Below are 12400 nucleotides of genomic sequence, written 5' to 3'. Positions count from 1 at the left end.
CGACTACCTGAGCTTCCCGATTGCGTTCTCGATGCGACTGAGCGCTTCGGAAAGCTTGGCCATGGATGTGGCAATGGAGATGCGCAGATGCGGCGATAGACCATACGCTTCGCCTTGAACGGCAGCTACTTTCGCTTCATCGAGCAGATAGAGCGTGAGGTCGTGGTCCGTCGCAATTACCCGGCCCTCGTGAGTCGATTTGCCGATCAACGCTTCACAGTTTGGATAGAGATAAAATGCTCCCTCCGGGGACTCGCACGTCAGCCCATCAATTTTTCTCACTGCCTGCAGTGCAAAATCACGGCGACGCTGAAACTCTGCCGATCGCTCAGCCAGGAATTCTTGGGGGCCTTCCAATGCAGCGACCGTTGCCGCTTGAGAGATTGAGCAGGGATTTGACGTGCTTTGGCTCTGAAGCATAGCCATGCCTTCGATCAGTTGTCGCGGTCCGCCAGCATAACCGATGCGCCAGCCGGTCATGGCATAGGCCTTGGACACGCCGTTGATGGTCAAAGTCCTCGACTTCAATCCCGGCACGACCTGAGCAATTGTATGGAAGCCGAGCCCGTCAAAAATAATGTGCTCATAGATATCGTCGGTCATGATCAGCACGTTAGGGTGCTTCAGCAAAACTTCGCCTAGGGCAGCGAGTTCGTCGCGTGAGTAGACCGCCCCGGTGGGATTCGACGGAGAGTTGAGAATGAGCCATTTCGTCTTGTCGGTGATTGCCTTCTCAAGCGCTTCAGGCTGCAACTTAAATCCGACGTCCTGGGAGCATGGAACCACGACGGGCTTCCCTCCCCCAGCAGAACAATATCTGTGTAGGAGACCCAATAGGGCGCGGGAACGATAACCTCGTCACCCGGCGCCAAAGTAGCAATTAGCGCATTGTAGATGATTTGCTTGGCGCCGGCCGAAATCGTAATTTCGGAGATCGCGTAGTCAAGACCATTCTCACGGCTGAATTTGCCTGCGACCGCCTTCTTCAACGCAGCCGTCCCGTCCACCGCAGTGTAGCGGGTCTCCCCGCGTTTCATTGCAGCCACCGCCGCCTCGACTATGTGGTCTGGCGTCTCGAAATCAGGTTCGCCGACACTGAGGCTGATGACATCAATACCGGACGCCCTCAATTCAGCTGCACGAGCGGTTACCGCGATGCTTGGGCTTGGCTTGATCTGATCGAGTCGGGGTGCCAAAAGTCTCATAAAACACCTCATAATTTTGGATACTTTATACTATATTGCGTGTTTCTTGGGAAAGCGCAAATGCTAAATCGACTTGAGTCGCACTCGGTCATAGAGCCACTCTCCCATATTTCACGTCAGCGCCGGCGCCGGAATAACAATCCTGTGATATAGGGTATGCCGCATTTATATGCCGATATCTGTAGGTAAACCATCATGATCACTCTGCCTAAGTTCTCTTGGGCACTGAGAAAAGATGAAATCTCCAAACGTGGGGCGCATGAGTCAGCCCCGAACTTGCTTGACGCCGCGCTCGCTAGAAATTACAATTTTGGATATGTTATCCAAAAAAGGGTTGATATTGACATGAAAATTCTCGTGCCCGTCAAGCGGGTTGTCGACTACAACGTGAAAATCCGCGTGAAGCCTGACGGTTCGGGCGTCGATCTTTCCAATGTGAAGATGTCGATGAACCCGTTCGACGAGATCTCGGTCGAAGAGGCGCTGAGATTGAAGGAGGCTGGCAAGGCGGACGCGGTGGTGGTGGTGTCGATCGGTCCTGCCAGGGCCGAGGAGACGCTGAGGACGGCACTCGCCATGGGCGCCGACCGGGCGATCCTGGTCGAGACCGACGATCAAGTCGAGCCACTCACAGTCGCAAAGATCCTCAAAGGTGTCGCCGATGCCGAACAACCGGGCTTGATCATCACTGGTAAGCAGGCGATCGACGACGATTCAAACCAGACCGGTCAGATGCTGGCGGCGCTGCTGGGCTCCGCCCAGGCGACTTTTGCCTCCAGGATTGAAATTGGGGACGGCAAGGCGACCGTGACTCGCGAAGTCGATGGCGGCCTTCAGACGATCGAAGTCAAGCTTCCTGCCGTGGTTACAACGGATCTGCGTCTCAACGAACCGCGTTATGCGTCGCTGCCGAATATTATGAAGGCGAAGAAGAAGCCGCTCGACAAGAAGAGCCCGGCCGATTTCGGCGTCGACACGGCGCCGCGGCTGAATGTGCTGAAGACCGAGGAGCCGTCCGGCCGCAAGGCCGGCGTCAAGGTCAAATCTGTCGCCGAGCTCATCGACAAGCTGAAGAACGAAGCCGGCGTGCTGTAAGCGACAGGAATAGGAACAAGATCATGACCATTCTTCTTTTAGCCGACCATGATGGCAATCACCTTTCCGACCAGACCGCCAAGGCACTAACGGCCGCTTCAAAGATTGGCGACGACGTTCATGTGCTCGTCGCCGGCTCCGGCGTCAGGCCCGTAGCCGAAGAGGCGGCAAAGCTCTCTGGCGTTTCGAAGGTGCTGCTCGCTGACGATACAGGCCTGACTAACAGCCTTGCCGAGCCCGTTGCCGATCTCATCGTTTTGCTTGCGGCGAGCTACGACACGATCATCACAGCCGCCACCTCGACCGGCAAAAACATCATGCCGCGCGTGGCCGCCCTTCTCGACGTGGCGCAGATCTCCGAGATCATTGAAGTCGTCGCGGCAGATACTTTTAAACGTCCGATCTATGCTGGCAACGCCATCCAGACGGTGCGCGCAACCGATGCCAGAAAGGTCATCACAGTTCGCTCAGCATCTTTCAACCCTGCCTCCCAAGGCAACTCGGCTGCCGTCGAACAAGTCCAGACGGCAGCCGGCTCTTCTTTATCGTCCTTCGTCAAGGACGAGCTCGCGACATCGGATCGTCCGGAACTGACCTCGGCCAAGATCATCATCTCGGGCGGCCGCGCACTCGGTTCGGCGGAGAAGTTCAAAGAAGTCATCCTGCCGGTTGCCGACAAGCTCGGTGCCGCCGTCGGCGCCTCGCGCGCTGCAGTCGACGCCGGCTATGCCCCGAACGACTGGCAGGTCGGCCAGACCGGCAAGGTCGTCGCGCCGCAACTCTACATCGCCTGCGGCATTTCCGGAGCCATTCAGCATCTCGCCGGCATGAAGGACTCGAAGGTCATCGTCGCCATCAACAAGGACGAGGAAGCCCCGATCTTCCAGGTTGCCGACTACGGCCTCGTCGCCGATCTCTTCGAGATATTGCCAGAGCTTGAAAAGGCACTTTAAGGAACAGGTGTAGACATGTCACACGAAAATATTCCGTCCTCTGTCGATTTGAACTCCGACATGGGAGAAGGCTTTGGTGCCTATAGGCTTGGGGATGACGCGGCTATTCTGGAGATCGTAACGTCGGCCAACGTCGCCTGCGGCTTCCATGCGGGCGATCCAGAAATAATGGCATCTACGTATCAGCTAGCAAAGGCGAAAGGTGTTGCGGTTGGCGCCCATCCGGGCTTCCCGGATTTGTGGGGTTTTGGTCGCCGAAACATCCCCTTCAGCCTGGGTGAAATCGAGCGGCTGGTCGCCTACCAAGTTGGAGCCGCACAGGCGCTCTCCGCCTATGCCGCACATCCCATCACCTACGTGAAGGCCCACGGTGCCCTCGGAAACCTCACTCAAACCGATGAGGGCGTGGCCCGAGCGGTAATGAACGCAATTCGTGCGGTTGATCCGAGCCTTGCGCACCTGACTATTGCGCTGGGGTTTCAGGAGCGGCTTGCTCGCGAAGCGGGTCTCCCGGTGTTTTCTGAAATATTCGCTGATCGGGCATACACTGACGAAGGACATCTCGTTAACCGGAAGCTACCGGGTGCGGTCATCCATGATGCTGAAGAAGCCGCGGCTCGCGTCGTCCGGATGGTCAGGGCGCGAGGCATAGAAACGGTCGGCGGTAAGGTATTGCGCACGTCTGTAGACTCGATCTGCGTCCACAGTGACACGGCAAGTGCTGTCGCTATCGCAAGAACGATACGTGAGCGGTTGAGCCAGGAAGGCATCAAAGTGAAGCCTTTCATCAAATCCGCTCAAATCTGACCCGTTGCATGGCGCTCTCCGGCGCCGCCCTATTCCCAGCTCCAAACATTCCAGGATGGAAACATGTATAGGAACTCCGCTTTCGGCGGTGACGTCTTCGAAATGGCGTTTAAGCAGTTTCAGATCGTCGCAGATCAGCTAGATATTCCCTATGACGAACGCGAGCGCATCTTTATGCCCAAACGGGCCCTGATCGTTTCGTGTCCGATCCATCGGGATGACGGATCCACTGCTGTATTTCAAGGCTATCGTGTTCAGCATCACCTGACGCTTGGTCCAACCAAAGGCGGCACGCGTTTCGCCCCCAGCGTGGACCTCGGCGAGGTTGCGGCTCTTGCCGTGTGGATGAGTTGGAAGTGCGCGCTGGCGGGCCTGCCTTATGGTGGTGCAAAAGGCGGCGTAACCGTTGATCCCGCCTCGCTCTCACCGCGCGAACTCGAGGCCCTCTCTCGCCGCTACATGCAGGAAATGATTCCGTTCGTAGGCCCACATACGGATGTGATGGCGCCTGACATGGGGACCAATGAGCAGGTGATGGCATGGTTCATGGACACCTACTCCATGTACCAAGGCAAGACGGTCACCGAGATCGTAACCGGCAAGCCAGTTGTGACAGGTGGAACATTGGGGAGGCGTGAGGCCACCGGCCGGGGCGTGTCACACCTGGTGTCACGGGCTAGGAAGATATTGGTCTCAAGCCGACAGACTCTACTGCGATTGTTCAGGGTTTTGGCAACGTCGGCTCGGTCGCCGCAATCGATCTAGCCCTTCGAGGCGTAAAGATCATTGGAGTGAGCGATCACACTGCCGCTTACTTTGATCCTAAGGGCCTCGACGTTGCAGCTCTGGATCGATATGTACGCGAGAATCGCGCGTTGAAAGGTTTTTCGGAGCAGCTCACCATCAGTCCCGACGAACTGCTCACCCAACGATGCGATGTGCTGGTTCCGGCGGCCATGGAACGCGCTATCACCGAGGAAAATGTCGAGCGCGTCGACTGCCGCATTCTTGCGGAAGGCGCCAACGGCCCGACAACACCGGAGGCGGACGCTGTCCTTGACCGTCGAAAGGATGAGATTTTCGTTATCCCCGACATCCTGTGCAATGCGGGCGGGGTCATCGTTTCATATTTCGAGTGGGTCCAAGGTCTTCAGCAGTTTTTTGGACAGAGACGGAAGTTATGGATCGCCTGAACCAGGCTCTCGATCGGTCTTATGCCCAAGTCATGGCACGGGCTAAAAAGGACGGCAGTTCCCATCGAAATGCAGCACTAGCGATTGGGGTTGAGAGAGTTATGCAGGCGAAGCAGGTGCGCGGGCTATTCCCATAAGCGCGTTTCACGTTTACAGATTGTCGAGTATAATTCGGATACAATATTCGAAAGGCTAATCGACATGGCTCCGGCCGCACTGCAAAAACAGACTCTGTCTCACCAGGTCGCTGATCTTATTCGTTCGCGCATTTTAAGCGGCCAATATCCCAGCGGCGCCCAGTTGCGCCAGGAGCATATCGCGGCTGAGCAGGGCGTCAGCCGGATTCCTGTTCGCGAGGCGCTTCATCAATTACATTCAGAAGGCTTCGTTACGCTCGTTTCCCACAAGGGCGCCATTGTTTCTGAAGTCTCGCTGGGCGAGATTCTAGAGCTTATTGACCTGCGGGTGAGGATCGAGACTTGGCTTCTCTCCCTCGCCATTCCAAACCTTACACAAGAAGATCTCGACCGCGCGCTAGTTGCTGCGGAACGCTTCGGCAGTACAAAGGGGAGAGTATACTCACACGAACTCAACTGGGAGTTCCACTCGATAATATACTCTGCTTCCCATCGTTTGGCTACTATAGAACTCCTTTTCAGCATACACGAAAAGATCGAACGATACACTAAGATGATGCTTACGATGGACGCTGAACGACAACCAACATCGCATGTCGAGCATCTTAATTTGATTGAAATGTGCAGGAAGAAGGACACTTTACGTGCGGTTGCGCTTCTGGAAATGCACATATCAGAGGGCGGCAAACAGCTCGCCCAACAACTCGAGGATCTGAGCCAGACAATAGGCGTCGGACGGGCTGATAACGAGAAACGGCCGGCTGGGGGCTGACGTCGTTCATTTGCACGCGCCACATTGGAAACTGCACCGGCCCTGGGTCGGGCGCGAGCCGGACGCCGTTTTCCGGCCGTCACCCCGACAAATCAACACCGATCTCACGGGACCGCGAAGTCCACGTGCTTGCGCATGCCACCAATCAAGCGGCTTGCGCGGTCACTTCGGATATAGTATCCAAAGTTAAAGACGTGAGCAGATGGAGATTGCTGTGAAGCATAAAGATAAAGTCGCCCTCATTACCGGCGCCGCGCAAGGTCTGGGATTCGCGTGCGCCGAGCGACTGATCGCGGACGGCGCAAAGGTTCTATTCGTCGACATTCAAGAGGACAAGGTCAAGGAGGCCACGGCGAAGTTCGGCGACCGTGCCGCGGGATGGATATGTGACCTTCGCCAGATCGACACTTCAATGGCAGACGAAATTGTCGCCGCCGCAGTCGATGCGTTCGGGAAGCTCGACATACTCATTGCCAACGCGGGCATCATTCATCTTGATGATTTCGTCGATTTTCCAGAAGCTGCCTTTGACGAAATCCTCACGGTAAATCTGAAATCCGCTTTCCTGCTCGGCCAGTCCGCCGCGCGGCAAATGATTTCGCAAGGGCATGGCGGATCGATCATCAACATGTCGTCGATCAATGCGATCTTGGCCAACCCGCGATCTGTTGGCTATGCGGTTTCGAAGGGCGGAATGAAGCAGCTCACCGCGGTAATGGCCGTCGGACTCATTGAGCACGGGATCCGCGTAAATGCGATCGGCCCTGGTACAATTCTAACCGAACTCAATCTGCGTTCCGTCATGGCAACTGAGGAACAGCGTCGTATGATCCTGTCGCGAACCCCCGCACGCCGCCTCGGAGATCCTTCCGAGGTAGCAAGCGTGGCGTCGTTCCTCGCAAGTGACGACGCTTCCTATATTGTCGGCCAGACTATCTATCCCGACGGCGGACGGTTGATCCTAAACTATACTGTGCCCGTCAACGAATGATGAGCGCCCGAGATAAGACGGTGGAAAGCGCTCCACCTATCAGAATAGCACACGCTGGTTCAGGCGCGCTCTTGCTCGACGCCGCCGGTTCTTCTTTCTCCGACCAGATACAAGAACACATATGGGCCTTCTCGCGTGAGATTTCTAAGGAAGCCTGCGTGACCGAGGTGGTCCCTGGCATGAACAATGTTCTTGTCATCTACGATCCTCTTCATCCAACGGCAGGAACGGTCCGCGATATACTCCTTCACAATTGGGCGAACGCCACACCCGGCTCTGTGAGCGGGCGCGCATTCGAAATCCCGGTCCATTATGGAGGAGAGAGCGGCGAAGATCTGGCCGCGATCGCCGCCTTCTGCGGTTTATCCTCAGAAGAGGTTGTTCGCCGCCACACCCAAGCCACTTATCGGGTTGCGGCGATTGGGGCGATGCCGGGCTTCCCATACCTCTCCGGGCTTGATCCTGCGATCGCAATGCCGCGACGCGATTCCCCGAGAGCTCGTGTCAGCGCGGGCGCTGTCATAATTGGCGGTTCTCAGACTGGCGTCATGCCGACTACCGCGCCCTCGGGTTGGCACATCATCGGTCAGACAGAGATAAAACTGTTCGATCCGGACAGGGTGGAGCCGGCGTTGCTCGCTCCCGGCGACATCATCCAGTTCACGGTCGCGGGGATCGAGGAATGATCGAAATTCTCTCCTCTGGAGCGACCAACACCATACAAGACGGAGGTCGGCGCGGACACCTGGATATCGGGGTTAGCATGGGCGGGGCGATGGACATATCCGCCTTCGGAGCAGCCAATGCGTTGCTGGGCAACCCAGCAGACGCTGCGGTGATAGAGGTATCAATGTTTCCGTTCCGCCTTCGATTTCATCGCGACACAAATGTCGCGGTGACGGGTGCGGATTGTATGCCAGCGGTCGAGGGCCGGATTATGCCGCCATGTTGGGCATGGGAGGCAAAACAGGGTGAGATATTGGTCCTTTCTCCACCTACCTCAGGCGCACGCGCATATGTTGCGTTTGGCGGCGGCATTGACGTCCCAAAGGTACTCGGATCTCGATCGACCGACCTCAAAGCAGGTTTCGGGGGATGGGAAGGTCGCGGTCTAATGCGCGGGGACAAACTGTCCTTAGTCCCGGTCGACGTCAAACGAATTCGGGGGCTCGGCTATGGCGGCCTTCCTTACGGCGAGGAAAAGCTGCCGTTGGTCCACCCCGACAGCGTGGCAGAAGTTCGCGCCATCCCCGCAGCAGAATACGACTCGTTCTCCCTCGGCACACGTGAGGCGTTTTGGCAAGAAGTATGGACTGTAACGAAGGATGCCAATCGCATGGGCTATCGTCTCTCGGGAGCGACCCTCAGGCCGAAATCGACCCTCGAGCTTCTTTCGCATGGAATTGTGCCAGGCACGATTCAGATACCGCCGTCTGGACAGCCTATCATCCAGCTCGCCGACGCAAATACCTGCGGCGGTTACCCGAAAATGGCGACGGTGATTCAAGCAGACCTTTGGAAGCTGGCGCAGATGCCGGTCGGCGGCAAGCTGCGTTTTCAAGAATGTGATGTCGTCAGCGCCATCGATGCGTTGCGTATCGCCAAAGAATTTCCGAACAGGTTGGCTTCTGCACTTTCATACCTGGCAGGCTGATCGCTTCCAAGCAAGTGATTTAGCCGCCAGGTCTCTAATATCTAGCGAGAATAGGAATGGGAACAGAGAAGCATGGGTAAACACTATGATGTAATTATCGTCGGCGGCGGCGTCATCGGCAGTTCTGTTGCATACTTCCTGAACGAAAATCCGGGTTTCTCTGGTCGAATTGCAGTAATCGAACGAGATCCATACTATACCGCATCATCTTCATCGCTCTCTACGAGCGCAATAAGGCAGCAATTCGGCACCGCGCCGAACATTGCCATGTCGAAGTACAGCATCGATTTTTTGCGAGAGGTTGGCACACGGCTGAGTGTCGAGGGAGAAGCGGCTGATATCGGTCTTCGCGAACCCGGCTACTTGGTTCTGGCGACTCCGGAGCGCGAAGAGGCTCAGCGCGCGAAATACCGCGTTCAGCAAGAAATGGAGGTCGACATTGAACTCATCGACCGAGAAAATTTGGCTAGTCGCTTCCCCTGGATGAATAGCGAGGACCTAGCTCTCGGCTCCTTCGGGCGTAGCGGAGAGGGCTGGTTCGACGGACCTGGCCTTTTGCAGGCCTTCCGGCGGCGTGCGCGGTCGAGGGGTGTCGAATATATTGCGGCATCAGTAGTCGATCTTACACTCTCTTCCGCCAATGCTATCGGTGCGGTCGTACTTGACAATGGCGATCGGCTTACCGCAGGGACTGTTGTCAATGCTGCGGGACCCTGGAGTGCTGGCATCGCCAAAATGGTTGGCGTCGAACTGCCCGTGGTGCCAGCGAAACGGTGCGTTTTCGTTTTCGAGACCCCGCAACTGATTGAGAACTGCCCTTTCATTTTTGACACCAGCGGTGTCTGGCTTCGCCCTGAAGGGCATCTGTTCCTCTGCGGAATCCCCCGCTGGCAGAAAACGAAGCGGATGATTTTGCACTCGATGTCGACTACGATATGTTTGATGATGTGCTGTGGCCGGCCCTTGCTCACAGAATCCCGGGGTTCGAGCGATTGAGGATGCTGCGCGCCTGGGCGGGTCTTTACGAGTACAATACGTTCGATCACAGCGGAATTATCGGCCGCCACCCCGAAATCTCCAACCTGATCTTCGCGACGGGATTCAGTGGCCACGGTATGATGCACTCACCTGCTGCTGGTGCTGGCGTAAGCGACCTCATTGCCTATGGCGAATTTCGCTCCATCGACCTCTCACCATTTCGATTTGAACGAATCGCCGAAAATCAACCTATTGAAGAACACGTCTATTAGGATCTCGGCGTTGGTCCGGCCGGCGTCCAACTTCAGAAACGGAAGTAAAGTCCCCCAGAACGAACTATCCCGTCGAAAAACGGTATTGAAGTGCCGGGGAGGCATTCGACGATTGACATGATAGGGAATTGAACTGAGAGAATATCTCTTGGCAGCGCTACAACACTGCCGCAGATCGGAATTTCATGTCGGCTGCATACCGGCTTTTCGGATAGGTGAGTGAATTAATGGTAGGTCCTACTCTGAACAAGCAAACCCTTTCGCAGCAGGTTGCCGACATGGTCAGGTCCCGCATTCTCTCGGGAGACTATGCCGGCGGTACTCAGCTTCGCCAGGAGCATATTGCGGGAGAGCTAGGTGTCAGCCGGATACCGGTTCGTGAGGCATTGCACCAGCTCCATTCTGAAGGGTTTGTTACGCTGGTCTCCCATAAGGGCGCGGTGGTCTCGGAATTGTCGCTCGATCAAATAGTGGAGCTCTATGAACTCCGCGCTCGGGTCGAGACGTGGCTGCTGTCCCTTGCGATTCCACACATGACCGAGAAAGATCTTGAGCGCGCGCAAATCGCGGCCGAAAAGTTCGGTAATACTGAAGCGGGAATTTACTCGCACCAATTAAACTGGGAGTTCCACGAGGCCCTGTATGCGCCGTCGGGCCGCAAGGTGACGATTGAGATCATTTTCGGTCTGCATGAGAAGATTGAACGTTACACAAAGCTGATGATGGCGATCGATTCCGTCAGGCAGAAGGAATCGCACGCCGATCACCTTAAGCTCATCGAGCTTTGCAGAGCCAAGGACACATTGCGGGCCGTGAACCTCCTGGACATGCATATTTCCGAGGGTGGCAAGCAGCTCGCACTGAAGCTTGAGGAAATGAAGCGAGCCCAAGCGCTCGGGTAGTTTGTGCAATTTGGTGCCGATCTTCGTCGAACCGCGAAGCGTAGCGAGCTGTTTGATCGTTTGAGCTCCACTTCCTGACGACCCTGATGAGCGCGGAGCAGACGCATTTAGCCGGATGCGTTCGGTGCTCTCAAGGGCGCGCTTGATCGCACAGTCGAATGGGTCTTCCGTCCTTTCTTATTCTCCCCGTAAGACTGACTTTTGCAATCTCTATTTTTGGATACTTTATTCTATTAGTGTTTAATTTTGCCGAAATACGGCTTCCTGTAGGTAGACGCCTATCATATGGATATGTTATCCAATATTTACGTTGATCTCGTCGTTGTCGCACAACGGCCTGCCCCAACGCAAACGGCCGCCTGCAGACGGGTCCTCATCTGGCCAGGCGGACTCTGCAAAACAGGAACCCCCAAGGAGAACCTCCAGTGCAGCCCAGCCAAGACAACGACGAACTGCTAGAAGCGTTTCGTGCGCTTTCCACCCCACTCCTGAGTGACAATTTGAACCGTGAGCCGGGGGCGGTTGGACTTCGCCCCTTCCATAAGATTGAGGGCGTAATGGTCGGGCGGGCGCTGACGGTGCGAACCCGCTCAGGTGACAATCTGGCCATCCACAAAGCGCTCGAGTTGATCAAGCCAGGCGATGTTGTTGTCGTCGCTGGCGGCGGCGATACCAGCCGTGCGCTCGTTGGAGACATCATGACCACGATAGCCGCGTCGCGCGGCGCTGCCGGAATGGTACTCGACGGCGCAATCAGGGACACCGGCACCATTGGGCGGTCCACATTTCCATGCTTTGCCAGAAGCGCAATCCACCGCGGTCCCTACAAGAATGGACCCGGCGAACTCAACGTTGCAGTCTCGATCGGGGGATTGGTGATCAACCCGGGCGACATCGTAGTTGGCGACCAGGACGGTATTGTTGCGTTTCCCGAGAGCGTTGCCACCGAGCTGCTGTCTGCAGCCAAGGCGCAAGAAAAGCGGGAAGAGGACATGCTAAAGAGCATCCGCGAAGGCACATATGTGGGCGCATACGCAAAGTAAAAGACGATGAGCATCACCCGTATCCAACCGAATGGTCGACTGAGCCAGGCCGTGGTCATGGGCGACCTTGTATTCCTCACGGGACAGGTCGGAAACCCGAACGAACTTGTGGGCGAGCAAACCGCGACCGCGCTCGCTGCCGTTGATGATTTGCTCCGTCAGGCCGGATCAGACAAGAGCAGCATCCTTAATGCGACCGTGTTGCTCTCGGATATCGACGATTTCAGCGCAATGAACCAGGTGTGGGACAATTGGGTCGATAGAATCAATCCGCCGTCGCGAGCGACCTATCAGGCCCCGCTCATCACTCGCGACCACAAGGTTGAGATCATCATCGTGGCAGCGATGAAAGCTCAATAGCTCATATCACCTCAGCATCTTTACCATTGCCGCCGAGC

10 protein-coding genes and 3 pseudogenes are annotated in these 12400 nt (G+C 56.2%); 12 read left to right on the top strand and 1 reads right to left on the bottom strand.

Annotated elements, in window-relative coordinates; all coding sequences use genetic code 11:
- Window positions 1–3 precede the first annotated feature (3 nt).
- Window positions 4–1205: pseudogene (locus P6U16_RS25755) on the bottom strand (pyridoxal phosphate-dependent aminotransferase).
- A 345-nt stretch (window positions 1206–1550) separates the two neighbouring features.
- On the opposite strand from P6U16_RS25755, the gene P6U16_RS25750 reads away from it, so the two are divergent.
- The 12 genes and pseudogenes from P6U16_RS25750 to P6U16_RS25695 all read left to right on the top strand — a co-directional run bounded on the left by P6U16_RS25750 (window position 1551) and on the right by P6U16_RS25695 (window position 12362).
- Window positions 1551–2300: an electron transfer flavoprotein subunit beta/FixA family protein gene (locus tag P6U16_RS25750; protein WP_277704242.1), complete on the top strand. Its 750-nt coding sequence runs from the start codon at window positions 1551–1553 to the stop codon at window positions 2298–2300.
- Window positions 2301–2323: 23 nt separating this feature from the next.
- Window positions 2324–3253 carry an electron transfer flavoprotein subunit alpha/FixB family protein gene (locus P6U16_RS25745; RefSeq protein ID WP_277704241.1) on the top strand — a complete coding sequence of 310 codons (930 nt, stop codon included), beginning with the start codon at window positions 2324–2326 and terminating at the stop codon, window positions 3251–3253.
- Window positions 3254–3268: 15 nt separating this feature from the next.
- Window positions 3269–4060 carry a 5-oxoprolinase subunit PxpA gene (locus tag P6U16_RS25740; RefSeq protein WP_277704240.1) on the top strand — a complete coding sequence of 264 codons (792 nt, stop codon included), beginning with the start codon at window positions 3269–3271 and terminating at the stop codon, window positions 4058–4060.
- Between the two features lie 63 nt (window positions 4061–4123).
- Window positions 4124–5390, top strand: a pseudogene (locus P6U16_RS25735) (Glu/Leu/Phe/Val dehydrogenase).
- A 64-nt stretch (window positions 5391–5454) separates the two neighbouring features.
- Window positions 5455–6162 (top strand): GntR family transcriptional regulator, encoded by a 708-nt coding sequence (locus tag P6U16_RS25730; RefSeq protein WP_277704239.1) that lies wholly within the window; start codon window positions 5455–5457, stop codon window positions 6160–6162.
- Between the two features lie 214 nt (window positions 6163–6376).
- Window positions 6377–7153, top strand: a complete 777-nt coding sequence (locus tag P6U16_RS25725; RefSeq protein WP_277704238.1) for a glucose 1-dehydrogenase — start codon at window positions 6377–6379, stop codon at window positions 7151–7153.
- Window positions 7150–7839, top strand: coding sequence for a 5-oxoprolinase subunit PxpB (gene pxpB / locus P6U16_RS25720; protein ID WP_349017714.1), 690 nt, complete (start codon window positions 7150–7152; stop codon window positions 7837–7839). Before P6U16_RS25725 ends, pxpB begins: the two co-directional genes overlap by 4 nt.
- Entirely contained in the window at window positions 7836–8807 is a 972-nt protein-coding gene (locus P6U16_RS25715) for a biotin-dependent carboxyltransferase family protein (RefSeq protein WP_277704237.1), read from the top strand. The genes pxpB and P6U16_RS25715 overlap by 4 nt, the downstream gene beginning before the upstream one ends.
- 72 nt (window positions 8808–8879) lie before the next feature.
- A pseudogene (locus tag P6U16_RS25710) lies at window positions 8880–10057 on the top strand (FAD-binding oxidoreductase).
- A 227-nt stretch (window positions 10058–10284) separates the two neighbouring features.
- Window positions 10285–10959: a GntR family transcriptional regulator gene (locus P6U16_RS25705; protein ID WP_277704236.1), complete on the top strand. Its 675-nt coding sequence runs from the start codon at window positions 10285–10287 to the stop codon at window positions 10957–10959.
- 425 nt (window positions 10960–11384) lie between these two features.
- Window positions 11385–12002: an RraA family protein gene (locus P6U16_RS25700; RefSeq protein WP_277704235.1), complete on the top strand. Its 618-nt coding sequence runs from the start codon at window positions 11385–11387 to the stop codon at window positions 12000–12002.
- Between the two features lie 6 nt (window positions 12003–12008).
- Window positions 12009–12362, top strand: a complete 354-nt coding sequence (locus tag P6U16_RS25695; RefSeq protein ID WP_277704234.1) for a RidA family protein — start codon at window positions 12009–12011, stop codon at window positions 12360–12362.
- The last annotated feature ends 38 nt before the right edge of the window (window positions 12363–12400 follow it).

It is taken from the genome of Rhizobium sp. 32-5/1, assembly GCF_029537235.1.
In the GTDB taxonomy this organism is placed as follows: domain Bacteria; phylum Pseudomonadota; class Alphaproteobacteria; order Rhizobiales; family Rhizobiaceae; genus Pararhizobium.
This window is presented reverse-complemented; position numbering and strand designations above follow the sequence as displayed.

Excerpts from the sequence above, each read along its gene's own strand:
- P6U16_RS25750 (WP_277704242.1), top strand. The coding sequence starts at position 1,551 with ATGAAAATTCTCGTGCCCGTCAAGCGGGTTGTCGACTACAACGTGAAA.
- P6U16_RS25745 (WP_277704241.1), top strand. The coding sequence starts at position 2,324 with ATGACCATTCTTCTTTTAGCCGACCATGATGGCAATCACCTTTCCGAC.
- P6U16_RS25740 (WP_277704240.1), top strand. The coding sequence starts at position 3,269 with ATGTCACACGAAAATATTCCGTCCTCTGTCGATTTGAACTCCGACATG.
- P6U16_RS25730 (WP_277704239.1), top strand. The coding sequence starts at position 5,455 with ATGGCTCCGGCCGCACTGCAAAAACAGACTCTGTCTCACCAGGTCGCT.
- pxpB (WP_349017714.1), top strand. The coding sequence starts at position 7,150 with ATGATGAGCGCCCGAGATAAGACGGTGGAAAGCGCTCCACCTATCAGA.
- P6U16_RS25715 (WP_277704237.1), top strand. The coding sequence starts at position 7,836 with ATGATCGAAATTCTCTCCTCTGGAGCGACCAACACCATACAAGACGGA.
- P6U16_RS25705 (WP_277704236.1), top strand. The coding sequence starts at position 10,285 with ATGGTAGGTCCTACTCTGAACAAGCAAACCCTTTCGCAGCAGGTTGCC.
- P6U16_RS25695 (WP_277704234.1), top strand. The coding sequence starts at position 12,009 with ATGAGCATCACCCGTATCCAACCGAATGGTCGACTGAGCCAGGCCGTG.